We start from the raw sequence: 23567 nt of genomic DNA, 5'->3' as shown, positions 1-23567 counted from the left end.
GCTGCTGCGACCCGAGAATGCGCCGATAGTGGCGCAAACGGCAGCCGATCTCCGAGACCGCCGACAGGAAACGCCTTGACCCGAACCGACAGCATCCAGCCCGGCCCCGGCATCGACAGCTCCTATGCCTGGATGCGGCTTGCCATCTCGATGCTGCTGGCGACGATCGGCGCCGTCGGAATGTGGGCAGTCGTCGTCGTGCTGCCCGCGGTGCAGGCCGAGTTCGGCGTCGACCGCGCAGCGGCGTCCATGCCTTATACTGCGACCATGGTCGGCTTTGCCGCCGGCAACGTGCTGGTCGGCCGCGCCATCGACCGGATGGGATACTGGATCCCGGCGCTGCTCTCTTCGATTGCGCTTTCCGCCGGCCTGCTTCTCGCGGCGCTGTCGACCTCGATCCTGCAATTCACGCTTGCCCAAGGAGTGCTGATCGGTATCGGCACGTCGGTGATCTTCGGGCCGCTGATCGCCGATATCTCGCACTGGTTCAACCGCCGGCGCGGTGTCGCGGTGACCGCGGCGGCCGCCGGAAACTACCTCGCCGGAGCGATCTGGCCGACCATCATGCCGACGCTGATAAAGGCGGAAGGCTGGCGCTTCACTTATGCCGCCATCGGCATCTTCTGTCTGGTGACTATGGTGCCGCTGGTGCTGATGCTGCGGCGCGGTGCCCCAGTTGCGGCTGCCGCCGGTTCGCCCGGAAGCCGGCCGGTGCAGTCGATGCCGCTGTCGCCGGCGGCGTTGCAGGTGCTGCTGGTCGTCGCCGGCCTCGGCTGCTGCGTGGCGATGTCGATGCCGCAAGTGCATATCGTCGCCTATTGCATGGACCTTGGCTACGGCGTCGCACATGGCGCCGACATGCTGTCGATCATGATGGCAGGCGGCGTCGTCAGTCGGCTGGCATCGGGCTTTCTCGCCGACCGCATCGGCGCGGTGTGGACACTGATGATCGGCTCGGTGCTGCAATGCCTGTCGCTGCTGTTCTACATCCCATTCGACGGGCTTGCCTCGCTCTATGTGGTGTCGCTGGTGTTCGGCCTGTCGCAGGGCGGTATCGTGCCTTGCTACGCGATCATCGTGCGCGACTACATGCCGGCCAAAGAGGCTGGCCAGCGTATCGGCATCGTCTTGATGGCGACGATCTTCGGCATGGCGATCGGCGGCTGGATGTCGGGCTGGATCTACGATTTGACCGGCTCCTATGCGGCTGCGTTCCTCAACGGCATCGCCTGGAATTTGCTGAACATACTGGCGATCGGGCTGCTGTTGTGGAAGGCACGGCGCAGCACAGCCGTGATGGCCTGAGCTCACCCTGCCCAATGGTCCGGGAGCTGCGCGGCTTGACAACCACCCAAGGCTGCGCGACGCCGGAAGGCGGATGGGTGCGGCAACAGGCCGATTTGGCATGACGACGGTGGCAAAGACCCTGAATATGGTTCTAAAGGCGCTTGGCTGCACAAGCCCGTCGCCAGGAGTGCGCCCTTGACCAAGCCGCGCTCGCGCCGGGGCGGCGGCCGCCCTACCATCGCGGATGTCGCGCGCAAGGCCGGCGTTGGTGCGATCACCGTGTCGCGCGCCCTGCGCGAGCCGGAGCGTGTGTCCGAAGAGCTGCGCCGCCAGATCCAGGCCGCCGTCGACGAACTGGGCTATGTGCCGGACCCGAATGCCCGGGCCCTGGCCTCGGCGCGCGCGGAGGTGTTCGGCGTGCTGGTGCCGTCGCTTACCAACAACGTCTTCGCCGAGGTGGTGCGCGGCATCTATGACAGCCTGTCGGCCAGCCCCTTCCGCATCCAGCTTGGCAACACCCACTATTCCGGCCTCGAGGAAGAGCGGCTGCTGCAGGTGTTCGGTTCGCAACGGCCGGCAGCGTTGATCGTCGCCGGCATCGATCAGACACCGGCTTCGCGAAAGCTGCTGGAAAGTGCCGGCTGCCCTGTGGTGCAGGTCATGGAAACGGGTCCCGATCCGGTCGACATGATGGTCGGCTTCTCGCATCTGGATGGCGGCAGGGCGGCGAGCGAGCATCTGATCGAGGCGGGCTATCGCCGCATCGGCTTCATCGGCGCGCGCATGGATCCGCGTTCGCAGCGGCGCCTTGCCGGCTATCGCGCGGCGATGGAGGCCGCGGGCCTGTTCGACCCGCGCCTCGTCACCACTACGCCGGTGCTGTCCAGCGTCTCGCTCGGCCGCGAGATGTTCCGCGATGCGCTGGCCAAGGTGCCGACACTCGACGGTGTCTTCTGCAACAATGACGATATCGCGCTCGGCGTCTTGTTCGAATGCCATCGCGCCTCGATCGCGGTACCGAAGACGATCGGCATCGTCGGGTTCAACGATCTCGACATGATGCAGGTGGCGTTTCCTTCGGTCACCAGCATCCGCACCCATCGTTATGAGATCGGCCGGCGTGCCGTTGCCATGGCGCTTGCGGCGATCGCCGGCAACAGACCGGAGCAACGGATCGTCGACCTCGGTTTCGAGCTCAAGCGCCGCGAGAGCACGGCGCGTTGAAACGCACAGGAGCGACTGTGCAAATGCCGGTTTACACGCCAATTTGGTAGCGCTACCATTTCCCGCAGGCAGGTGCATAAACGACAGGGCGTACCTGTTTATTATACATAAGCGACAACTAATACTTGTTTATTATGGATAATATGATAGTTTTCGTACCGCTGGGGGCGACAAGGGAGGAACCGGGTCGGCCACCACGGGCGGCCAAGGACGCGCATGGCGAGGCGGGAGGTGCCGGTCCATCGCGCGAAAATTCGCGTTGCGAAACGAACAATCTGAACTGCAATCGGGAGGATTATCGATGATCAAGTCACTTGTTGGTGGCGTCGTTGCCGCCACTGCATTCGTCATGCTCAATTCGGCCGCCATGGCCGCCGGACCCGAAATCGTGTCGGGTCCCGCCGCTCAGGCGGACTGTTTCGCGCCGTGGAGCGCGGAGACCAAATTCTTCAAATATCCCAAGAAGGAAGGGCCGTTCCGCATCGCCTTTGCCAATGGCTATATCGCCAATACCTGGCGCATCCAGATGGTGCAGACGGCCAAGGCCTACGCCGCACAACCTGAAGTCAAAGCCAAGATCAAGGAATTCAAGGTCGTCTCGACGGGCGAGGACGTGCCGGCACAGATCTCGGCGATCAACAATTTCATCGATTCCGGCTATGACGCCATCGTCACCGACGCCCAGAACCCGACGGCCTTCGGTCCGGTCATCAAGCGCGCCAAGGAAGCCGGCATCGTGCTGGTCGCCTTCGACAACATCCTCGACACCAAGGACGCCATCAACGTCAATGTCGATCAGAAGGGCCTTGGCGAATTGTGGGCCAAGTGGCTGGTCGCCAAGATTCCGAACGGCGGCAAGATCCTGGAAGTGCGCGGCGTCGCCGGCACCTCGGTCGACACCGATCGTCACAACGGCATCCACGAGGTCTTCGACGCGTCCGGCAAGAAGTGGGACGTGACCGAAGTCGCCGGCAAATGGGATGACGGCGTGGCACAGAAAGTGACCGCGGATGCGATCGCCACCAACGGTCCGTTCGACGGCATCACCGGGCAGGGCGGCGACACCGGCATCGTGCAGGCGATGATCGACGCCAAGCATCCGTTCGTGCCGTTTGGCGGCGAGACCGAGAACGGCTTCCGCAAGTTCTGCGCCGCGCATTCGGCCGACGGGCTGAAGTGCTCGTCCGCAGGCTCGGGTCCGGCTCAGGTCGCCGTCGCCATCAAGACCGCGATCGCCGCACTCGAAGGCGAGGTTGTGCCACAAGAGGTGAAGCTGCCGCTGGCGATCGCCGAAGACCCGAACTTGAAGGAAGGCACGGATTATTTCCCCAAGGAATCCGATAATTTCTTCGTCGGCAATTCCTTCCCGACCTGCGGCATCAATTTCAGCGCCCAGGAAATCATGGGTCAGACCAAGGAAAACCAGTAAATCATCGCTGGCTGTCACCTGGCGCCGCGGCTTGAGCCGCGGCGCTTGTCTCAATCCCACAATCGCCCTGGGAGGGCCGATGGACGGTGCGGCTCCGCTCTTTCGTATGGAAGGCATATCCAAGCGCTATGGCGGCGTACGGGCGCTGGAGAAGGCCGAGCTTGTCGTCGAAGCCGGCAGCATCCACGCCATTCTCGGTGAAAACGGCGCCGGCAAATCGACGCTGATCAAGGTTATGGCAGGTGTCGTGGCGCCCGATGAGGGCCGCATGACGCTGGACGGGCGCGAGGCGACCTTCGCTTCTCCGGGGGCCGCCAACAAGGCCGGCATCGTCTGCATCTTCCAGGAACTGTCGCTGGTCCCTGAGCTCAGCGTGGCCGACAACATCGTCATTTCCGATCCGCCCAAACGCTTCGGCATGATCGACCGCAAGGCGCAGCGCCGCATCGCCGAAGAAGCACTTGCTCGCGCCGGCGCCGCCGACATCCACCCGCTGGCGCTGGTCAAGGACCTGCCATTGTCGCGCCGCCAGATGGTCGAGATCGCCAAGGCATTGGCACGCAAGCCGCGCATCCTCATCCTCGACGAAGCCACCTCCGCGCTGACCGCCGCGGATGTCTCGAAGATCTTCGCGGTGCTCAAGCGGCTGCGCTCGGAAGGGCTGGCGCTGCTTTACATCTCGCACCGCATGAACGAGATCGCCGAACTGGCGGATCAGTGCACGGTGTTCCGCAACGGCCGCAATGTCGCCAGCTATGCAGCCGGCTCGAAGAGCGACAATGAGGTGGTCGAACTGATGATCGGCCGCGAATACAGCCATATCTTTCCGCCCAAGCCGGCGGCCGTGCCTGCCACCGCGGCCCCCAGGCTCGAGGCCCGCAAGCTCTCATGGGCCGACCGGCTGCACGATATCTCGCTGACCGTCAGGGCAGGTGAGGTGGTCGGCCTTGGCGGCCTCGACGGCCAGGGCCAGCGCGAATTGCTGCTCGCCTTCTTCGGCGTGCTGCGGGGCCTCAGCGGCCAGATCCTGATCGACGGCAAGTCTGTCTCGATCACCAGTCCATCCGTTGCGCGCGACGACGGCATCGGCATGGCGCTCATTCCCGAGGACCGCAAGACCGAAGGGCTGATGCTGCCGATGACGGTGCGCGAGAACCTGTCGTTCGCGGCGCTCGACCGGCTGTCGAAGGCCGGCATCATCGATCGCGCCGCCGAGCAGCGGCTGATCGACGACATGGTCGGCCTCTTGGCGATCAAGACGGCGGGCCTCGACATTCCGGTCGGCGCGCTTTCGGGCGGCAACCAGCAGAAAGTGGTCATCGCCAAATGGCTGATGCGCCAGCCGCGCATCATCCTGCTCAACGATCCGACGCGCGGCATCGACGTCGGCACCAAGCAGGAACTGTACCAGCTGATGCGCAAACTGGCCGACGCGGGTGCGGCGATCCTGTTCTACTCGACCGACTATGACGAACTGATCGGCTGCTGCGATCGCGTGCTGGTGCTCTATGACGGGGCGGTCAAGCGCGAGTTGGTCGGTGCCGAGATCACCGAGCGGGCGCTGATATCAAGCGCGCTCAACATCCATGGCGAGGAGAGCCCAGTGGGCCTGGGAGCAAGCGCGTGAAAGATTGGCGCTATTGGCTGGCCGAGCAGCGCGGAACGCTGCTGGCGTTCGGCATCTTCATCGTCATGTTCGTCATCTACACCTCGAACCATCCGGCGGGCTTCACCGCCAATGTCGTGCAGACGGCGTCGAACAAGGGTGTGCTGCTCGCCTTCGTCGCCATGGCGCAGACGCTGGTGGTGATCACCGCGGGCATCGACTTGTCCGTCGGCATGATCTTCCTGCTCACCAACTGCCTCGCCTCCTGGCTGGTGGTCGGCACGCCGATGCAGACGACGCTCGGTGTCATCGCCGTGCTGGCGGTAGGGCTGCTGTGCGGCGCGATCAACGGCGCCATCGTCATCTATGGCCGGCTGCAGCCGATCGTCGCCACCATTGCCACAGGCGCCGTCTATTACGGCATCGGCCTGTTGCTGCGGCCATTTCCGGGCGGCTCGGTCAATGAGGATCTGGCCGACGCGCTGACCGGCCGTGCGTTCGGCGTGGTGCCGGCGAGCCTGGTCGTCCTGCTGGCCGTCGTGCTGGTGATCTGGGTGCCGTTCAGCCGCTCGGTGCTCGGCCGCGCGGCTTATGCGGCGGGGTCGTCGGAGACGGCGGCCTACATGTCCGGCGTGCCGATCCGGCGCGGCAAGTTCGCCGCCTACACGCTGGCCGGCCTGCTGGCGGCGATCGGCGGACTGTTCCTGACCTTCTTCACCTATACGGGTGAAGCGGCCTATGCCAGCGGCAACTCCTACACGCTGTTTTCGATCGCCGCGGTGGTGCTCGGCGGCGTTTCGCTGTTCGGCGGCAAGGGCAGCGCCATCGGCGCCATCTTCGGCGCACTGGCCTTCCGCACCATCGGCGACCTGTTGTTCGTCTTCGATTTCGATCCGCTCTGGCAGCCGCTGTTCCAGGGCGTTATCCTGCTGGTCGCCGTCAGCCTCGGCGCCTTCGCCCTGTTTCGGGTCCGCAACCGGCTGGAGTGGTTCCTGTGAGCGAAACGACGCTTGGCGGCATTGCCGGCCGCGTGCCCAGATTCATCCGCCGTGCCGATCCGGCGGTGCTGACGGCCTTTGCCTGCATCGTTCTCTTGCTGTTCCTGGGCAGCCTCTATTCCAGAAGCTTCCTGTCGCCTGAATATCTTCTGCAGCAGCTCAAGGTGGCTTCATTCCTCGGCGTCATCGCCACCGGGATGATGCTGGTCATCCTGCTCGGTCAGATCGACCTGTCGGTGCCGTGGGCGGTGGCGGCGGGCGCCATGATGGCCTGCGCTGCGGCGGCCTACGGCCCGGTCGGCGTGGCGCTGGCCATTCCGTTCGGTATTTTCTGCGGCATGCTGATCGGCGTCGTCAACGGCATCGGCGTCGCCTATCTGCGCATCCCCTCGATGATCATCACATTGGCCACCAACGCCGTCGCGCAAGGGCTGATGGTGGTCTACACCGGCGGCTTCTCGCCGCAGGATTCGGCGACGGGCGCGATGCGCTACCTGGCGACCGGCTTCGCCATTCCTGGCGTGCCCAACGCGGTCATCATCTGGGCGCTGATCGGGGCCGCGATGGTGTTCGTGCTGACCCGTACCAGCTTCGGCCGCACCGTCTACGGCATCGGCAACCGCGAGCGCGCGGCCTATCTCTCCGGCATCGATACGCGGCGCGTGGTGATGATCGCCTTCGCCGTCTCCGGCGGGCTCTCGGCTTTCGGCGGCGTGCTTCTGGCGGGCTATGCCTCCAAGGCGGCGCAGTCGATGGGCGACGCTTATCTGCTGCCGTCGATCGCCGCGGTGGTGCTTGGCGGCACCTCGATCCTGGGCGGACGCGGCTCTTATCTCGGCACTGTCGCCGGTGTCATCCTGATCACGCTGCTGCAATCCATCCTGTCGGTCATGCAGATGCCGGAGGCGGGGCGGCAGATCATCTATGGTGTCGTCATCGTCGCCATGCTGCTGCTCTACGGCCGCGCGCCGGCAAGCCGCTGACAGTGGATGAAAAGGCAGCACAGGCGCCAGCGGGCGCTCCCGGCTCGGTGTCTCCGGCCATCGTGGTGATGGGCGTCGCCGGCTGCGGCAAGTCGGCCGTCGGTATTGCGCTGGCGGCCGCGCTGCGCGTTACCTTTATCGAGGGCGACAGGCTGCACCCGCCGGAAAACGTCGCACGCATGGCAAGCGGCGAACCCCTTACCGATCAACTGCGCGAAGGCTGGCTCAACGCGATCGGCGAGCGCATCGCGGAGTCGGTGGGCGGCCGACAGGGCGTGGTTGCCGCCTGCTCGGCACTGAAGCGCAGCTACCGCGACCGGTTGAGCGGCTTCTGCCCGGAAATCGTCTTCCTCTATCTGGAGATCGACCCTGCCACGGCCAGGCAGCGTGTCGGCAACCGCAAGGGCCATTTCATGCCGGCAAGCCTGGTCGACAGCCAGTTCGCCATCCTCGAGCCGCCGGCAGTGGAGGAGCGGGCCCTGACGCTCGATGCGACGCGCCCGGTCGGTGAGCTCGTCGCTGCCGCGGTCCGACTGATACGCCGGTCATGAACTTTCATCGTCAGTGCCGATGCCGGTGCTGTCCTGGGCCTCGGTCAGCCGCTGCCGGCGGGACCACGTCAGCATCTGCTCGGGGTAGAGCCTCAGCGCCTCCAGCAGGCGGTCACGCTTGAGCAGGATGTAGTGAGCCTGCACGGCCATGTTCTTGGCGCCATCCCTGGCGGTGTCCGTTGCCGGGGTGACAGACGCCTCCGGCGCCAGCGCGGGGCTGAGCACGGCCCGGTACTCATGTCCGTGCTTGAGCCGGCGCCCGCGACGCCGGACCGCCGATCGGCAGACACAACTTCAGAAATGTTGATTTCGAGGGTCGGACGAAGATATTCGTGTCGCTATTCCATATATGGCGTCAGCACATCTTCGATCCATTTCATGAATGCGCGGACTCGGCGCGACAGATTGCTCCGATGCGCAACGACGAGGGACACGGCGAGCGCCCGGCGACGAAAATCGGGTATGATCTCGACAAGCGCTCCACTCTCCAAGTATCGGCCAATGCCCAAGAGTGGCGCCTGAATCACACCAAGGCCGGCGAGGGCGGCGGCTTCGTAGGTCTGCGCGCTGTTGACGTGTAGCCCACCTGGCAACTGAAGCGTCGCGTAGCTGTCGCCGTCCGGATATTCCCATCCATAGGGTCTCGCGCCCAGCACCGTCGAAAAGTGAATTGTCCTATGTTCCTGACGCCGGAGATCTTCCAGCGACCGAGGGACGCCATGGCGCGCCAGATAGGCGGGGCTGGCAGCGTTGGCCATGCGCAACAGGCCCAGTGGGCGGGCAATCAGCGTCTCGTCCCGAATGGGTCCAAGCCGCAATACACAATCGAACCCCTCTTGAACCAGATCGACTTGCCGATCCGTACTCGACACCTCCAGCTCCAACTCGGGGTGCGCCGCCATGAAATCCGGCAAGGCCGGCACGATCGTTGTGCGCGCCACTTCGGTTGGAAGGTCGACCCGCAAACGCCCGCGAAGTGCCACGCGATCGCCGGCGAACATCGAGTGCAGATCATCGACTTCAGCAAGCAGATCGCGGGCACGGGCATGAAATGCGCGTCCGTCTTCCGTCAACCGCACGCTGCGCGTCGTCCGGTGCAGGAGCCTGACACCGAGATCTTCTTCCAGCTTCCGGACCGCCGTTGAGGCTCTCCCCTTTTGGATGCCCAGGCTGTCGGCTGCGCGGGTGAAGCTCCCCATTTCCGCTACCGTTATGAAAATGAGGATGGGTTCGAGATTTTGCATTTTCGTGCCCCGGTATTGTTTCCCGAAAAGAGAACAGTCGGTTCATTTCCTCGGTGTTTATCACGTCTTGGGGGCACAGTAAGCTTGGAACATGGGATCTTCCCAATGGAGAATGACAAGTGTCGGAAACCGTGAACCTGCATCAGACACCTGAAACTATGACCTTGCATCGCGCCCTGTGGGCCGGCCGGATAATGAGCGCGTTTGTCGTTATCGCTTTGATGGCAGACGGCACTGTTCAGCTTTTCGCGCCGGCACGGATCGCGAGCATGTTGCAGGAAACCGGGTTCGCGATGGACCTGACCGGTGTCGTGGGTCCGATCATACTCGCCTGCGCCATCCTCTATGCCATCCCGGTCACCGCCGTCCTCGGCGCGATCCTGGTGACTGGCTTTCTGGGAGGTGCCATCTGCGCCCATCTCCGCATCGGTGAGTTGGGGTCGCCGCCGGAAATCATTTCCCTGCTTCTGGGCGCGATGACCTGGGGCGGCCTCTATCTGCGCGATCCCCGTATCCGGGCCATTCTGCCGCTCATCCATTGAACCAACAGGGGCAGCTCTGTCCCTAAACATCAGGAGAAAACACATGTTCTTAGTAATGGGAATCACGGGAAACGTGGGCGGCGCGACGGCAAGGCATTTGCTAGCGCAAGGCAAGAAGGTGCGCGCGCTGGTCCGCGACCGCGAGAAGGCGTTGAGCTGGGCGAACCGGGGCGTGGAGCTCGTTGACGGCGATTGGAACGATTCGGCAGCCATCGAGCGAGCGCTCGAAGGCGTCGAAGGCGCGTTCGTCATGCTGCCCCCTGTCTGGGCGCCTTCGCCCGATTACAAGGAAGCAAAGGGCGTGATTGCAAGCTATGTCGAGGCGCTCACCAAGACAGCGCCGCCGCGAGTGGTTGCGCTTTCGTCTATGGGGGCGAACAGAACCAGCGGGCACGGGGTAATCGCGGCCTTGTCCCTTCTGGAGCAAGGTTTTCGCGACCTGACATCGCCAGTTGCTTTTGTGCGCGCAGGCGGATTCTTCGAGAATTTTCTTTTCGGGTTGCAGGTCGCGCAGGGCGGAACGCTGCCGGCTTTCTACAATCCGACAAACCGGAAATCGACAATGGTCGCGACGAACGACATCGGCGCGGAATTCGCAACGCTTTTGACCGGGCCAATGTGGTCAGGGCAGCGCATCGTCGAGCTTGGTTCGATGGTCAGCGCGGACGACGTCGCCGAGCAATTGGGCGAAGTCCTGAATCTCGACGTGAAAGCCTTTGCAATCCCGCGTGCGGGGTGGGCGGAAGCGCTCGAGCAATTCGGCATCCCGAAGGGCCACAGCGGACCTGCCGAAGAAATGTACGAGGCCGTGAATGCGGGATGGATGGACCTCGGTGTGGCGGGTACGGAGCACGTGGCGGGTACGACGTCCGCACGCGATGTATTCGAGGCTGCGTCCAATTTGAACGGGTAGGCCAAACTGTATGGGGTTCTCCTGTGATTTCAGGTCTTCGCAACCCGGGATTTGGAGAACTCCCTCTTCAATGGAAGAATCTCATGTCTGTCTGAGCGCGGTCAGCTTGCAGTCGGTGGTTTAGATCTGCGACGTCAGCTCGACCGGAAAATCGTCATTGTCCGCATCGCGCATGGCGGCGAGGCTGCGATTGTCCAGCACCTCGGCGATAGCCTGCCGCACCTCCAGCATCATGTGGCGGACCTGGCAGGTCGCCTCGTCGCAATCCTCGCAGCGCTGATACTGCGTGCGGCTGGCGCAAGGGATCGGCGCCAGCGGCCCGTCAAGCACGCGCACGACATGGCCGATCTTGATTTCGGAGGCCAACCGGGCAAGGCGGTAGCCGCCTTCCTTGCCTTTGCGGCTCTGAACGAAGCCGGCATTGCGCAACTCGCCCAGAATGGCATCGAGGAATTTCTTCGGGATGTTGTTGGCCACCGCGATATCGTTGACGAAAGCCAATTGGCCGGCCGGCAGGCCGGACAGATGCACGAGGGCCTTGAGGCCGTATTTGCCTTTTTTTGTCAGCATGCCCAGATCAACCCATTGAAGCCCCAACCACTCGCATCTGGCGACTGTTTGTGTGCAAATAATGACGTTTTCGCCGCGCGATGATGTTTCGCGAAACAGCCGCCAAATTGCACGTTAGGCACAAACGCGTTGATTCTTTGTAACGTTTTGCACTGAGAAGGCGGATATTCTGCTGATAACAGGTTTTCGGCGTTCAAAAACGAAAAAAGCCGGCAGGGCGCCGGCTTTTCCGTCTACTCCGCAGATATCGCGGCCTTCAGCGGCTGCCGTAGGTCTGGTCGAGCAGGCCGCCAGCGGCGAAATGCTCTTTCTGTACTTTGTCCCAGCCGCCGAAGACGTCTTCCACCGTCAGCAGCCGGATATCGGGGAAATCGGCCTTGTATTTTGCCGCCACAGCGGCGTCGCGGGCTCTGAGGCCGTTGCGGGCGGCGATGTCCTGGCCCTCCGGCGTGTAGAGGAAGTCGAGATAGGTCTTGGCCAGATCGCGCGTGCCGTGCTCGTCGGCAACCTTGTCGACGATCGCGACGGGGAATTCGGCCAGCAGGCTGACCGAAGGCGTGACCTGCTCGAACTTGCCGTCGCCATACTCCTTGCGAATGCCGCGCGTCTCCGACTCGAAGGTGATCAGCACATCACCGATCTCGCGCTGCACGAAGGTGGTGGTCGCGGCGCGGCCGCCGGTGTCGAAAATCGGCACGTTGTTGAACAGCTTGGTGATGAACTCCTTCACCTTGGCGTCGTCGCCCTTGAAGGCCTCCTTGGCGTAGGCGGTGGCCGCCAGATAGGTGTAGCGCGCATTGCCGGAGGTTTTCGGATTGGGGAAGATCACCTGCACGTCGTCGCGCACGAGATCGTTCCAGTCCTTGATATGCTTGGGGTTGCCGGCGCGTACCAGGAAGGACGGCAGCGAATAGAAGGGCGAGGCGTTGTCGGGAAAGTTCTTCTGCCAGTCTGCCGACACGAGGTCCTTCTTGACCAGGAAGTCGATGTCGGTGACCTGGTTGAAGGTAACGACATCGGCGCCAAGGCCCTCGGCGATGGCGCGCGCCTGCGCCGAAGTGCCGGCATGCGACTGGTCGACGGTGACGCCCGGATGCTGAGCGATGAAAGCCTTGTTGACCTGCACGAACAGTTCGCGGCCGACATCATAGGATGCGTTGAGCAGTTTGTCAGCCGACCAGGCCGGGGAGGATGCGAGGAACAGGCCGGCGACGGTGGCAAGCCCGAGGAAAAATCGCTTCATGAAAACAGGCTCCGATGCAATGTGTTTATGGTCGGACCATAGCCGGGGTGCGTGGTGTGCGACGAGGCATGGGTCCGAGGATCAATGCATCGCTTCTAGAAAACCTATCCCCGGAATAGAAGGGTCATAGTTTTTTCTTTCAAGTGCGACTTCGCCTCGGTGGACGCCGATCGTTCCAATTCGTTTGACTGTTCCGAAAAAAGATACACATTGTGTATGCAGGTGTGCTACGGGAGCGACAAGGAGCGCTGCCATGACAAAGACCACACCCGAGACCCACGCCAAGCCTGTCAATCTGCGCATCCGAGAGGATGTGCGCATATTGATCGACCGTGCTGCGAAAATACGCGGGAAGACCCGTTCCGACTTTATGATCGATGCTGCATATCGTGCGGCCGAGGACACGCTGCTCGACCAGGCGCTGATCAAGGTGGATCCCGAGAGCTATCGGCACTATCTCGACATCCTCGATGAGACGCCAAGCGGTGAAGGTTTTGCACGCCTTATGAACGTGCCCAGGCCGTGGCAGGGATGATACTATCGGCGCCCGCGCCTCTGGCCGAAAACCACGATCTCGACCTTTTTCGAAGCGGGACGGAAAGTCTCGACCAATGGCTTCGCGTGAGGGCGCGAGCCAACCAGGTCAGCGGCGCGTCGCGTACCTATGTGGTGGCGGAAGACGCGCGCGTTGTCGGTTATTACTGCCTCTCTTCGGGCGGGCTTGATCTCGCGCAGGCACCCGGCGCCATTCGTCGCAACATGCCTGATCCCATTCCGATGGTCGTGCTCGGGCGTCTTGCCGTCGACGCGGGCTGGCAAGGCAAGGGGCTGGGTGCCGCGCTGCTGCAAGACGCCGTTTTACGGGCAGGTCGCGCCGCGACGATCCTCAGGATTCGCGGGATATTTGTTCATGCCATATCGGATGAGGCGAAAGCCTTTTACGAACACTACGGTTTTGCGGCTTCGCCGAAAAACCCAATGACCTTGGTGCTGTCGCTGAAAGGCGTGACGAAAGGATAGTCGTGTCGCTCGAAGCATGAATTAAGCCGACCGCCATCAGACCGAAACGTTCCGGGGTGCGATGGCAGGCGATGTCTCCTGTGCCGAGTTTTCCCGGGCCTTGCACCGTGGCGCTGTTTGGCATATACAAATGGCATATACAAAGAGCTGCAACATGCCCCAGAACCGTCATTCAACAACGCCGCCCAAGGAGGCGAAGCTGTTTCGCAACAACCGCAGCCAGGCGGTGCGCATTCCTGTCGAGTTCGAGCTTCCCGGCGAAAAAGTCCTGATCAGCCGGGAAGGCGATCGTCTTGTCATCGAGCCGGTTCGCAAACCTGGCCTCACCGCGTTGCTCGCCCAGTGGGCGAAAGAGCCGCCGCTCGATCCTGAAGACGACTTCCCCGAGATCGACGACACGCCAGTCAAATCCGAGGACATTTTCTAGATGCGGTTCATGCTGGATACGAACATCATCAGCGACATGATCCGAAACCCGGCTGGCAAGGCCGCGAGGGCAATGTCGCGCGAGGGAGATGACGCGGTTTGCACCAGCATCGTGGTCGCCTCGGAATTGCGATATGGCTGCGCCAGGAAGGGATCGGCCAAGCTGCTCAAGAAGGTTGAAGACTTGCTGGCCGAGATTCCTGTCTTGCCGCTCGATGTGCCGGTGGATGCCGAGTATGGCGGACTTCGCGCCGAGCTTGAAGCGGCAGGCCAGACCATTGGCCACAACGATCTTTTTATTGCCGCTCATGCCTGTGCATTGGGCGCCACGCTGGTGACCGCCAACACGGGCGAGTTCAACCGGATCAAAGGCCTGAAGGTCGAGAACTGGCTGGCGTAGCCCTCGACCAGGGGATCAAGCCGCCGGAAAAAGCTTCCAGCGTCCGGGGCGGAACGCCACCCGGCTTTTTTGGGCCGCGGGGTGATCGACCGGCAGTTCGATTTCGACCCGCTGGCGCTCTCCGCCGATCTCAAGCTCGACCCGGCGCGTGCCGGCGACGCGGCGGCTGGCGGCGACCGTGCCGGCGATGCAGCCGCTGCAGCCGTCCAGCAGTTCGACATCATGCGGGCGGAAATAGAGCGTCGCATCGCCCGAGGGCTCGTTGGGCGCGGCAATCCCGATCGGACGGTCGGCGAGCCAGATCTCGCCATTCTCGACCTTGACGGGAAGCGAGCTTGATTCACCGATGAAGCCATAGACGAAGGGCGAGTTCGGCGTGTCGTAGATATCGTCGGCGGTGCCGACCTGCTCGATGCGGCCCTGGCTCATCACCACGACGCGGTCGGCAAGCTCCAGCGCCTCTTCCTGGTCGTGGGTGACGAAGACGGTGGTGTGGCCGGTGGCGTCATGGATTTCGCGCAGCCAGCGGCGCAATTCCCGGCGCACCTGCGCGTCAAGCGCGCCGAACGGCTCGTCGAGCAGCAGCACCTTGGGCTCGATCGCCATGGCGCGCGCCAGCGCCACGCGCTGCCTCTGGCCGCCGGAGAGCTGCGCCGGATAGCGCTTTTCGAGCCCTGAAAGCTGGACGAGATCCAGAAGCTCGGAGGCGCGACGGCGGATCTCCTGCGCCGGCGGGCGCGACGGTCCGTGCCGGACCTTCAGGCCGAAGCCGATATTGTCCGCCACCGTCATATGCCGGAACAGCGCATAGTGCTGGAAGACAAAGCCGACATTGCGCTCCTGGATCGACTTGTGCGAGGCGTCCTCGTCGCCGAAGAATATCTTTCCCCGTGTCGGCCGCTCCAGCCCGGCAATCAGCCTGAGCAGTGTCGTCTTGCCGGAACCGGACGGTCCCAGCAACGCGATCAGTTCGCCCGACTTGATGTCGAGCGAGACGTCGTGAAGCGCCGGAAACCGGTCAAACTCCTTGCGCACGTTGGCAACGCGAACTTCCATAGTGGTCCCTTTGTCAGTGCCCGCGTGTTGCGGCGATCTCGGCGCCGTAGCGCATCTCGAGAAGTGTTTTCAAGACCAGCGTGACGAGCGCCAGGCCCGCAAGCAATGAAGCGACGGCGAAGGCACCGACGGCGTTGTACTCGTTGTAGAGGATTTCGACATGCAGCGGCATGGTGTTGGTCAGGCCGCGTATGTGACCCGACACCACCGATACCGCGCCGAACTCGCCCATGGCACGCGCATTGCACAGGAGCACGCCGTAGAGCAGCCCCCATTTGACGTTGGGCAAGGTCACGTACCAGAAGGTCTGCCAGCCATTGGCGCCGAGCGAAAGCGCTGCCTCCTCGTCGCCATTGCCTTGTTCCTGCATCAGCGGGATCAACTCGCGGGCGACGAAGGGGAAGGTGACGAAGATTGTGGCCAGCACGATGCCCGGCACGGCAAACAGGATGACGATGCCACGCGCTTTCAGCCAGGTGCCGAGCAGCCCTTGGGCGCCGAACAGAAGCACATAAACGAGGCCCGATATGACCGGCGAGACCGAGAAGGGGAGGTCGATCAGCGTGGTCAGGAAGGCCTTGCCCTTGAACTCGAACTTGGCGATCGCCCAGGCGGCGGAGATGCCGAAGACGATGTTGAGCGGCACCGAGATCGCCGCCACCAGCAGCGTCAGCCGGATCGCCGAGCGGGTGTCGGCACTGCCGAGCGCTTCGGTGTAGGCACCGATGCCCTTGGCGAAGGCTTCGTTGAAGACGATGATCAGCGGCAAGAGCAGGAAAATGCCGAGGAAGGCGAAGGCGACGGCCATCAGAGCCAGGCGCGCAGGGCGGCTTTCCGTGACCGCCGCCGACTGGCTTTCATGATGCGGTTCGTAGGATTTGATCTCCGGGTCAGCCATAGCGCTTGCGGCTCCATGACTGTGCGAGGTTGACGACCAAAAGCATGATGAACGACAAAGCGAGCATGATCGCCGCGATCGCGGTTGCCGCCGGATAATTGTATTCCTCCAACCGAATAACGATCAGCAGCGGTGCGATTTCTGATTTGTAGGGCAAGTTGCCGGCGATGAAGATGACCGAGCCATATTCGCCGACGCCACGCGCGAAGGCGAGCGCGAAGCCGGTGACGATGGCCGGCGCCAGGCCCGGAAACAGGATGCGGGTGATGATCTGGAAGCGATTGGCGCCAAGCGTGGCGGCGGCTTCCTCCACTTCCTTGTCGATCTCCTCCATGATCGGCTGCACGGTGCGCACGACGAAGGGCAGGCCAATGAAGATCAGCGCGATGACGATACCGAGCGGCGTATAGGCTACCTTGATGCCGAGCGGCATCAGCAATTTGCCGATCCAGCCGTTCGGCGCGTAGAGCGTGGTCAGCGCGATGCCGGCCACAGCCGTCGGCAGGGCGAAGGGCAGGTCGACCATGGCATCGACGATGCGGCGGCCGGGGAAGCGGTAGCGCACCAGCACCCATGCGACCAGCGTGCCGAAGACGACGTTGACCGCAGCTGCGACGAAGGCGGTGCCGAAGCTGATTCTCAGCGCATTGATGGTGCGGCGATCGGTGGCGATCGCCCAGAATTCAGGCCAGCCAAGGGCGGCCGAGCGCCAGAGCAGCCCGGATAGCGGGATGAGGATAATGAGGGTGAGGTAGGCAAGCGAGAAGCCGAGCGTCAATCCGAAACCCGGAATTACGCTCGGCTGCCTGAATCGCCACCCCGCCTGGGCGGGTGCTGTGGTCATGTCGTCCTGAATATCGACTGCTTACTGGGGCTTGTAGATCTGGTCGAATATACCACCATCGCCGAAATGATAAGGCTGTGCCTTCTTCCAGCCGCCAAAAAGCGGATCGTCGATGGAGATCAGCTTGATTTCGGGCGTCTTCGGAATGTCAGCCGCATCCACCAGCTCGGGCTTGGCCGGACGATAGTGGTTCTTGGCGATGATCGTCTGGGCTNCGTCTGCGCTTCTTTGGAATAGAGCCAGCTCAGATAGGCTTCGGCGACCTTGCGCGTGCCCTTGGCATCGACATTGGCGTCGACCACCGCCACCGGCGGTTCTGCCAGGATCGAGGTCGGCGGGTAGACGATGTCGAAATTGTCGGCACCGAACTCGTCGAGCGCCAGATAGGCCTCGTTTTCCCAGGCGATAAGCACATCGCCCAAGCCCTTTTGCGCGAAGGTCACGGTCGAGCCGCGCGCGCCGGTGTCGAGCACCGGGGCATTGGCGTAGAGCTTGCCGACGAACTCCTTGGTCTTGGCCTCGTCGCCGCCGTCATTGGCGTTAGCGTAGGCCCAGGCGGCGAGATAGTTCCAGCGCGCGCCGCCGGAGGTTTTAGGATTAGGCGTAATCACCTGGACACCGTCCTTGACGAGGTCGCTCCAGTCGTGAATGCCTTTGGGATTGCCCTTGCGAACGAGGAAGATGATGGTCGAGGTGTAAGGCGCTGAATTGTTTTCGAATTTGGTGCGCCAGTCCGGATTGATCTTCTTCGCCTTCGAGACGATGGCATTGATGTCGCCTTCAAGTGCCAGCGTCACCACATCGGCGTCGAGGCCATCGATCACGGCGCGGGCCTGGGCGCCCGATCCGCCATGCGACTGCTGGACGGTGACCGTCTCTCCGGTCTCGGCCTTCCAATGCGCGACGAAAGCTTCGTCATAGGCCTTGTAGAGCTCGCGTGTCGGATCGTAGGACACGTTGAGAATGGTGGTATCGGCAAACGCGAAACCGAGCGTGCCGAACTGGACAGATGTGGCGACCAGTGCGCCGAGCAGTTTCCTGAAATGAGGTTTGGTCATTTCTGCCTCCGTTGAACCCGCGCCAAATCTACCGAATTGGTAGAAATTAGATGCATTCAATGTTGCCTTTTTTGCCCCTCTTGAGAAAATGTTCGACGCCATTTCGCCGTTAGGAGAAATATTTTCCTCTTGCGGCCAAAGGAAGAATCCATGGCCCGGCCACTCAGCCTATCTAGCAAGGGGCGGTGCCGAGGCAAGGTGTGGAATTTGGTCCGGTGCATCAATCGGCGGTGATGGGAAAGTCGAAACGCTGTCTGGCGAACGGTTCGCTTTTCAGCGTGAAGTGCCACCATTCCCTTGCATAGTTCTTGAAGCCGCCAGCGCGCATGGCGTCGACAAGCATCTTGCGGTTTGCCGCCGCTTCACTGGCAAGGCCGCGGTGGGCGGTTTCGCTCATCGGATCAAAGCAGTCGAAGCCGGTGCCGAAATCGAGCGTGTCGGCATCAACCGCGCCACAGGCCGGGTTGGGGCTGGACCTGCGGTCCGTCCGGGCGATGGCGACGTCGACGGTCGAGCCTCGTGAATGGGTCGACAGCTCTCCGACATAGCCGTTGGCGATCAGGTCGCTGCGCCTGACCTTCGGATACCATTGCGGATCGGGCGGCCCGCCCTCGCGCGTCCATTCATTCATGTCGGCGACGGCGCGGGCAGGGCGGTAGCAATCGAACAACACCAGGGTCAAGCCTTTGGCGGCGATCGCTTTCTGGACGGCGGACAGTGCCTTTGCCGCCTGCCCAGTGAGGATGCAGGCCGGGGCGTCATAGCCGTCCACTTGCGATGCAGAAAATTATCCGATCCGGCGTAGCGTATGTCCTGGCGGATCGAGGGATCGACATCGGCGAGCCGGACAAAGCCGGCGGGCAGGGCATCGGCCAAAGCGGGGAGTGTGGTTGCCGCGATAAGGATTGTTGCTGCCAGTGCTGAGGCTGCTGACGATAGAAGATGGCGCGAGGCACCCCCCTCTGCCCTGCCGGGCATCTCCCCCGCAAGGGGGGAGATTGGCAGCTTTGCCGTTGCGTATTGTCTTTGACAGTTGGCGAAAGCGGAAAGGACATCCGATCTCCCTCCTTGCGGGGGAGATGGCCGGCAGGCCAGAGGGGGGTGCCTCGGAACAGGCATGGGGTGAGTATCCTGCTATCCGCTGAGCCTGTGGAAAGCCAATTCCATGAATCGCTTGGCGCGATCTATTCGACAAACACCTTCACACTCGCCGCACGCCCCGCGGCGTCGATGACGGTCAGTGTCGAATAGCCGGCGCCGTCGGGCTGCCAGGTCGCGGTGCGGCGACGGTCGATGCCAGTGAGCGGCTTGCCGTTGGCCAGCCAGCGGAACGGCGCGCGGCCGCCTTGCAGCTTCAGCACAAGCGGCGAGGCGTCGGCAGAGCTGGTGCCGAGATCGACGCGGGCGCCGTCGGGCGGGAAGATGATGGTCGGTGCGGGTTCGGTCACTGTCGCCTGCACCAGTCCGTCCGACCCGGCGCCGAAGCGGGCGAGCGTCACCGGGAGGTCCTCGCGCCTGGGGCTGAACATGCCGGGCGGTTTGCCCGGCAAGGGGACGGTGGCGATGCCCGAGCGGACAAAACCCTCGAACAGGATGGGAGCGGCCGAGACATAGCCGGAAAGGCCGGGCACCGCGCCGGCATCGGGGCGGCCGACCCAGACGCCCAGCACATAGCGGCCGTCGAAGCCGATCGACCAGGCGTCGCGGTATCCGTAGGACGTGCCGGTCTTGTAGGCGATGCCGCGCTGCAAGGCACCCTCGGGCGGCTTGACGCCCGACAATATGTCGATGATCTGCCAGTTGGCCTGACCGTCGAGGATGGTGGCGCTGGTGCGCTCGGCATTGGCAGGCTCGGTGCCATCATGCAGCGTGTGCGTCTTGCCGCCATTGGCGAGCCCTGTGTAGAGCTGGACGAGGTCGCGCAATGTCACCCCGACGCCGCCAAGACCGATGGCCAGGCCCGGGGCTTCGTTGACCGGCAGTATGGGGCTGACGCCGGCCTGGCGGAAGCGCGCCATCAGCCGCGTTGGCCCGACCGCGTCGAGCACGCGGATCGCCGGCACATTGAGCGACAATTGCAGCGCTTGCCGGATGCTGACATCGCCCTGGTAGCCCATATCGAAATTCTTCGGTCGGTAGCCGGAGAAATCGACGGGGCTGTCGTCGATCAGCGTTTCCTGCGCCACCAGGCCCTGTTCGAAGGCCAGACCGTAGATGAAGGGCTTCAGCGTCGAGCCGGGCGAGCGGACGATCTTTGTCATGTCGATCCAGCCGGAGCGGCTGGCGTCGAAGAAATTGGCCGAGCCGACTTCGCCAAGGATGTCGCCGGTGCGGGAGTCGGCCAGCACCATAGCGACCGACAGGCGAGGGCCGAGCTTGGTGGCCGCGTCCCTCGCCACCTGTTCCAGCCCCTCCTGGACGCTCTTGCGGATCGTCAGCTGCAAGGGCTGGCCGGGGACGGCCTTGGGCAACATCGCATAGGCGGCGTGCGCGGCGAGCGCCGGCAGCGTGCGGCGCAGGTCCGAGACATCGTCGAGGGCGGCCCGTGCGGCCTCGCGCTCGCCGAGCAGGCGGGAGGAGACCATTCGGGTCAGCACCCGGTCGCGGGCGGCGTGGGCGATCTTCAAATTGCGGTCGGGCCGGCGCTTTTCCGGCAGTTGCGGCAGAGCGACGAGCAGGGCGGATTCGGAAACGGTGAGCCGTTTCGGCTCCTTGCCGAAATAGGCGAGCGAGGCGGCGCGCACGCCTTCCAGATTGCCGCCATAAGGCGCCAGCGTCAGGTAGCGTTCGAGGATTTCGCGTTTNGGCGGCGCGCACGCCTTCCAGATTGCCGCCATAAGGCGCCAGCGTCAGGTAGCGTTCGAGGATTTCGCGTTTCGACAATCGCCGCTCGATCTGGATGGCGCGCAGCATCTGCCTGACCTTGGAGCCGAGGCTGCGGCTTTCGCGCGGCTCGATCAGCCGGGCAAGCTGCATCGAAAGCGTCGAGCCGCCGGAGACGATGTGGCCGCTGGTGGCGAACTGGCCGGCGGCGCGGGCCAGCGCCAGCACGTCGACACCTCCATGGTCCCAGAAACGCTTGTCTTCATAGGTGACCAGCATGTCGACGAACTGCTTGTCGACCTGGTCGAGGCGGGTTTCGAGCCGCCAGTACCCGTCCGGCGTGGCAAAGGCGCGCAACAATTCGCCGTCGCGATCCTGGACTTCGGTGGAGACCGTGAGTTCGGCTGGAAGCGGGGGTGGGAAAGCACGGTCGAGTTCCCAGAGGCTGGCTGCGGAGAGCGCCAAAAGGCAGGCGCCCCCTGCGGCTCCAATAGCGAGTTTGCGAAGTATCTTCATGGCTGGAAAGACGCCCCCTCATCCGGCCGCTTCGCGGCCACCTTCTCCCCGATGGGGAGAAGAGACTGGCGCCGGCGCTGGTCGTCTCCTCTCCCCTCGGGGAGAGGTCGACCGAGCGAAGAGGAGGGCGGGTGAGGGGGCACTTTGCTTATCGCGTCCATCACCATCGGAGCCTTACGGCGCCTTGACCTCCATCATGCCGGTGGCGGTGAGGGCCGAATATTGCGGCCGGTACATGTCCTCCACCGTTGCCGCCGGGTGCGCATAGGTACCCGGCGTCACCGCGCGCACGACATAGGCGAGTGTCAGATTGTGGTCATGATCGCCATCGGCCGGGTTGAACGCCGCGACGAAACGGTCGTCGCGGAATTCGAGATGGGCCGCATCGGTCTGCGCCAGCCAGGAGAAGTTCGTCAGCTGGGCGCTGGAGACCAGGCCGGGATTGTCGATCTCGAAGCCGGCCGGCAACAGGTCGGTGACCAGCAGGCGCGACGGCCATTTGTTCTGCTCGTTGACCTTGAGCACGACGACATAGCGTTCGTTCTGCGTCGCCTCGGTGACATTGGCCTCGGTGCCGTCGAGCTTGTAGTAGGTGCGGCTGATGGTGAAGCCGTCGCCGCCGGCCGGCAAGGGCTGGACCGGCGACGCCACGGTGGTAACGACTGCCTGCAGCGGGGTCTTGCCGGTGTTGGCGATGGTCAGCGGGCTGTCGGCCAGGTCAGAGCCTTCCACCTGGTTGGAGTAGCCGCCGGAATGCGCCGCGCCATTGACGGCCAGCGTGATCGAATCATTGCCTTCCTTCAGCGCGCGGGCCGCAAGCAGCATCCAGGATTCGTCCTGGGTGCTGGTCCAGCGGGCTTCGGCGCGTTCCCTGGTCACCAGCTTGATCAGTTCCGGCACGATTGTCGGCACCGGCTTGGATTCCGCCGCCAGCGCCAGCATCGCCGCGCCATCACGCAGCCGCGAGCCGTAGTCGGAGCGGTAGTAGTCGTAGTCGGTGGTGGACTTTGCCAACTGCAAGGCAGTCTTGAAGGTGGCTTCGGCGCGCGGTGTATCGCCGTAGAGCGCCAGGCTTGCCGCCAGCTGGGCAACGGCCATCGGGCTTGAGAAAGCTTCGAGCTGGGTGTCCGCATAGTAGCGCAGGTCGCCGATCGAGGCCTTCTTGTTGCGGGCCAGAACGTAGAGGGCGTAGGCGATCTCGCTGCCACGGTCCTGGACGCTCTGGTCGTAGCCGAGCGAGTTCTGCAGATTGCTCAGCGCCTGGTTCATGGCCAGGCTCGGCACGTCGTATTTCTGCTCGCGCGCCCTGGTCAGGAAGTCCGTGACATAGGCATCGAGCCACAGATCGCCGGAGCCCGGACCCCACAGGCCGAAGCTGCCGGCCGAAGCCTGGTAGCTCAGCACCTTGTAGATNTCTTTCCCTACACGACGCTCTTCCGATCTATCGAGGCGCCGTCGAGCAGGCTTGCCGCGAGCAGCTCCTTGTCGACGCGCAGCGCGCCGCCATTGCCCTTGAGGTCGACCACCAGCCGGGTGGTGACCGGCAATTGCGCCGGACGCACCGGTACATAGAGCGTCTGCTCGACCTTGGTGCCGTCGGCATGGGCGAGCTTGATGGTAAGCGAGGCATTGCCGGCCGTCTGTGCGATCAGCGGCACGGTCAGCGTCTGGCGCTTGCCCTGGGCGAGCGTCAGCTTCTGGGGCAGGGGCTTGTCGCCCGTCGACAGGTCGCCCGTCGTTTCGATCGAGAAGGCGTAGTCGCCGGCCGGACCATCGGTGTCGGCGACATCGATGCGCATGACGGCGGCGTCACCGGGCGCCAGGAAGCGCGGCAGTCCGGCGGTGATGACGACGGGATCGCGCACGATCACGTCGGACTGGGCGTGGCCGACCGCTTCCTTGGTCCAGGCGACGGCCATGACGCGCACGGTGCCGT

General features: G+C 63.4%; 21 protein-coding genes and 2 pseudogenes. 13 read left to right on the top strand and 10 right to left on the bottom strand.

Features of this window, described 5'->3' with window-relative positions; genetic code table 11:
* Positions 1–75 precede the first annotated feature (75 nt).
* From X735_RS141430 to X735_RS141460, 7 genes are all read left to right on the top strand, one after another.
* Positions 76–1305, top strand: coding sequence for an MFS transporter (locus X735_RS141430; protein ID WP_023813238.1), 1230 nt, complete (start codon positions 76–78; stop codon positions 1303–1305).
* A gap of 177 nt (positions 1306–1482) precedes the next feature.
* A complete protein-coding gene (locus tag X735_RS141435; protein ID WP_023813237.1) occupies positions 1483–2511 on the top strand; it encodes a LacI family DNA-binding transcriptional regulator in 1029 nt (342 codons plus the stop codon).
* A 301-nt stretch (positions 2512–2812) separates the two neighbouring features.
* Positions 2813–3940: a sugar ABC transporter substrate-binding protein gene (locus tag X735_RS141440; RefSeq protein WP_023813236.1), complete on the top strand. Its 1128-nt coding sequence runs from the start codon at positions 2813–2815 to the stop codon at positions 3938–3940.
* Positions 3941–4019: 79 nt separating this feature from the next.
* The gene (locus tag X735_RS141445; protein WP_023813235.1) at positions 4020–5567 is read left to right on the top strand and encodes a sugar ABC transporter ATP-binding protein; all 1548 of its coding nucleotides are present in this window, start codon (positions 4020–4022) and stop codon (positions 5565–5567) included.
* Entirely contained in the window at positions 5564–6544 is a 981-nt protein-coding gene (locus X735_RS141450) for an ABC transporter permease (RefSeq protein WP_023813234.1), read from the top strand. Before X735_RS141445 ends, X735_RS141450 begins: the two co-directional genes overlap by 4 nt.
* On the top strand, positions 6541–7527 hold the full coding sequence (locus X735_RS141455) for an ABC transporter permease (protein WP_023813233.1): 987 nt from the start codon (positions 6541–6543) through the stop codon (positions 7525–7527). The genes X735_RS141450 and X735_RS141455 overlap by 4 nt, the downstream gene beginning before the upstream one ends.
* A gap of 2 nt (positions 7528–7529) precedes the next feature.
* Entirely contained in the window at positions 7530–8078 is a 549-nt protein-coding gene (locus X735_RS141460; protein ID WP_023813232.1) for a gluconokinase, read from the top strand.
* On the opposite strand, the gene X735_RS1000000168030 is transcribed toward X735_RS141460, so the two are convergent.
* Complete coding sequence (locus X735_RS1000000168030) at positions 8073–8303, bottom strand: hypothetical protein (protein WP_023813231.1); 231 nt, start codon at positions 8301–8303, stop codon at positions 8073–8075. The genes X735_RS141460 and X735_RS1000000168030 overlap by 6 nt on opposite strands.
* Before the next feature lie 113 nt (positions 8304–8416).
* The gene (locus X735_RS141465; protein ID WP_023813230.1) at positions 8417–9322 is read right to left on the bottom strand and encodes a LysR family transcriptional regulator; all 906 of its coding nucleotides are present in this window, start codon (positions 9320–9322) and stop codon (positions 8417–8419) included.
* A 119-nt stretch (positions 9323–9441) separates the two neighbouring features.
* On the opposite strand from X735_RS141465, the gene X735_RS141470 reads away from it, so the two are divergent.
* Both X735_RS141470 and X735_RS141475 read left to right on the top strand, forming a co-directional pair.
* Positions 9442–9864, top strand: coding sequence for a DoxX family protein (locus X735_RS141470; RefSeq protein ID WP_023813229.1), 423 nt, complete (start codon positions 9442–9444; stop codon positions 9862–9864).
* 43 nt (positions 9865–9907) lie between these two features.
* Positions 9908–10777, top strand: coding sequence for an NmrA family NAD(P)-binding protein (locus X735_RS141475; protein WP_023813228.1), 870 nt, complete (start codon positions 9908–9910; stop codon positions 10775–10777).
* Positions 10778–10897: 120 nt separating this feature from the next.
* Here the strand turns inward: X735_RS141475 and X735_RS141480 are convergent, their stop codons facing one another.
* On the bottom strand, positions 10898–11347 hold the full coding sequence (locus tag X735_RS141480) for an Rrf2 family transcriptional regulator (protein WP_023813227.1): 450 nt from the start codon (positions 11345–11347) through the stop codon (positions 10898–10900).
* 256 nt (positions 11348–11603) lie between these two features.
* Positions 11604–12590 (bottom strand): sulfate ABC transporter substrate-binding protein, encoded by a 987-nt coding sequence (locus X735_RS141485; RefSeq protein WP_023813226.1) that lies wholly within the window; start codon positions 12588–12590, stop codon positions 11604–11606.
* 253 nt (positions 12591–12843) lie between these two features.
* Between X735_RS141485 and X735_RS141490 the strand changes: the two genes are divergently transcribed.
* The 4 genes from X735_RS141490 to X735_RS141505 all read left to right on the top strand — a co-directional run bounded on the left by X735_RS141490 (position 12844) and on the right by X735_RS141505 (position 14436).
* On the top strand, positions 12844–13125 hold the full coding sequence (locus X735_RS141490) for a DUF1778 domain-containing protein (protein WP_023813225.1): 282 nt from the start codon (positions 12844–12846) through the stop codon (positions 13123–13125).
* The gene (locus X735_RS141495) at positions 13125–13610 is read left to right on the top strand and encodes a GNAT family N-acetyltransferase (RefSeq protein ID WP_023813224.1); all 486 of its coding nucleotides are present in this window, start codon (positions 13125–13127) and stop codon (positions 13608–13610) included. Before X735_RS141490 ends, X735_RS141495 begins: the two co-directional genes overlap by 1 nt.
* 154 nt (positions 13611–13764) lie before the next feature.
* A complete protein-coding gene (locus tag X735_RS141500) occupies positions 13765–14037 on the top strand; it encodes an AbrB/MazE/SpoVT family DNA-binding domain-containing protein (RefSeq protein ID WP_023813223.1) in 273 nt (90 codons plus the stop codon).
* Positions 14038–14436: a type II toxin-antitoxin system VapC family toxin gene (locus X735_RS141505; protein ID WP_023813222.1), complete on the top strand. Its 399-nt coding sequence runs from the start codon at positions 14038–14040 to the stop codon at positions 14434–14436. It abuts the gene before it with no gap.
* A 15-nt stretch (positions 14437–14451) separates the two neighbouring features.
* Here the strand turns inward: X735_RS141505 and X735_RS141510 are convergent, their stop codons facing one another.
* From X735_RS141510 to X735_RS01000000166285, 6 genes and pseudogenes are all read right to left on the bottom strand, one after another.
* Entirely contained in the window at positions 14452–15492 is a 1041-nt protein-coding gene (locus X735_RS141510) for a sulfate/molybdate ABC transporter ATP-binding protein (RefSeq protein WP_023813221.1), read from the bottom strand.
* Between the two features lie 13 nt (positions 15493–15505).
* Complete coding sequence (cysW, locus tag X735_RS141515; RefSeq protein WP_023813220.1) at positions 15506–16390, bottom strand: sulfate ABC transporter permease subunit CysW; 885 nt, start codon at positions 16388–16390, stop codon at positions 15506–15508.
* Positions 16383–17234 carry a sulfate ABC transporter permease subunit CysT gene (gene cysT / locus X735_RS141520; RefSeq protein ID WP_013530875.1) on the bottom strand — a complete coding sequence of 284 codons (852 nt, stop codon included), beginning with the start codon at positions 17232–17234 and terminating at the stop codon, positions 16383–16385. Before cysT ends, cysW begins: the two co-directional genes overlap by 8 nt.
* A 21-nt stretch (positions 17235–17255) precedes the next feature.
* Positions 17256–18292, bottom strand: a pseudogene (locus X735_RS01000000166295) (sulfate ABC transporter substrate-binding protein).
* A gap of 220 nt (positions 18293–18512) precedes the next feature.
* Positions 18513–19064, bottom strand: a complete 552-nt coding sequence (locus X735_RS01000000166290) for a M15 family metallopeptidase (protein ID WP_245273280.1) — start codon at positions 19062–19064, stop codon at positions 18513–18515.
* Between the two features lie 412 nt (positions 19065–19476).
* Positions 19477–21631, bottom strand: a pseudogene (locus X735_RS01000000166285) (penicillin-binding protein 1C).
* Positions 21632–23567 lie beyond the last annotated feature (1936 nt).

Origin of the sequence: Mesorhizobium sp. L2C084A000 (assembly GCF_000502875.1) — a bacterium.
Lineage (GTDB): Bacteria > Pseudomonadota > Alphaproteobacteria > Rhizobiales > Rhizobiaceae > Mesorhizobium.
The sequence above is the reverse complement of the archived record's forward strand: the minus strand, read 5'-3'. Positions and strand labels throughout refer to the sequence as shown.

Coding starts and splice junctions, on each gene's coding strand:
- cysW (WP_023813220.1), bottom strand. CDS start 16,390: ATGGCTGACCCGGAGATCAAATCCTACGAACCGCATCATGAAAGCCAG.
- X735_RS141445 (WP_023813235.1), top strand. CDS start 4,020: ATGGACGGTGCGGCTCCGCTCTTTCGTATGGAAGGCATATCCAAGCGC.
- X735_RS141465 (WP_023813230.1), bottom strand. CDS start 9,322: ATGCAAAATCTCGAACCCATCCTCATTTTCATAACGGTAGCGGAAATG.
- X735_RS141475 (WP_023813228.1), top strand. CDS start 9,908: ATGTTCTTAGTAATGGGAATCACGGGAAACGTGGGCGGCGCGACGGCA.
- X735_RS141480 (WP_023813227.1), bottom strand. CDS start 11,347: ATGCTGACAAAAAAAGGCAAATACGGCCTCAAGGCCCTCGTGCATCTG.
- X735_RS141510 (WP_023813221.1), bottom strand. CDS start 15,492: ATGGAAGTTCGCGTTGCCAACGTGCGCAAGGAGTTTGACCGGTTTCCG.
- X735_RS141500 (WP_023813223.1), top strand. CDS start 13,765: ATGCCCCAGAACCGTCATTCAACAACGCCGCCCAAGGAGGCGAAGCTG.
- X735_RS141490 (WP_023813225.1), top strand. CDS start 12,844: ATGACAAAGACCACACCCGAGACCCACGCCAAGCCTGTCAATCTGCGC.
- X735_RS141505 (WP_023813222.1), top strand. CDS start 14,038: ATGCGGTTCATGCTGGATACGAACATCATCAGCGACATGATCCGAAAC.
- X735_RS141485 (WP_023813226.1), bottom strand. CDS start 12,590: ATGAAGCGATTTTTCCTCGGGCTTGCCACCGTCGCCGGCCTGTTCCTC.
- cysT (WP_013530875.1), bottom strand. CDS start 17,234: ATGACCACAGCACCCGCCCAGGCGGGGTGGCGATTCAGGCAGCCGAGC.
- X735_RS141440 (WP_023813236.1), top strand. CDS start 2,813: ATGATCAAGTCACTTGTTGGTGGCGTCGTTGCCGCCACTGCATTCGTC.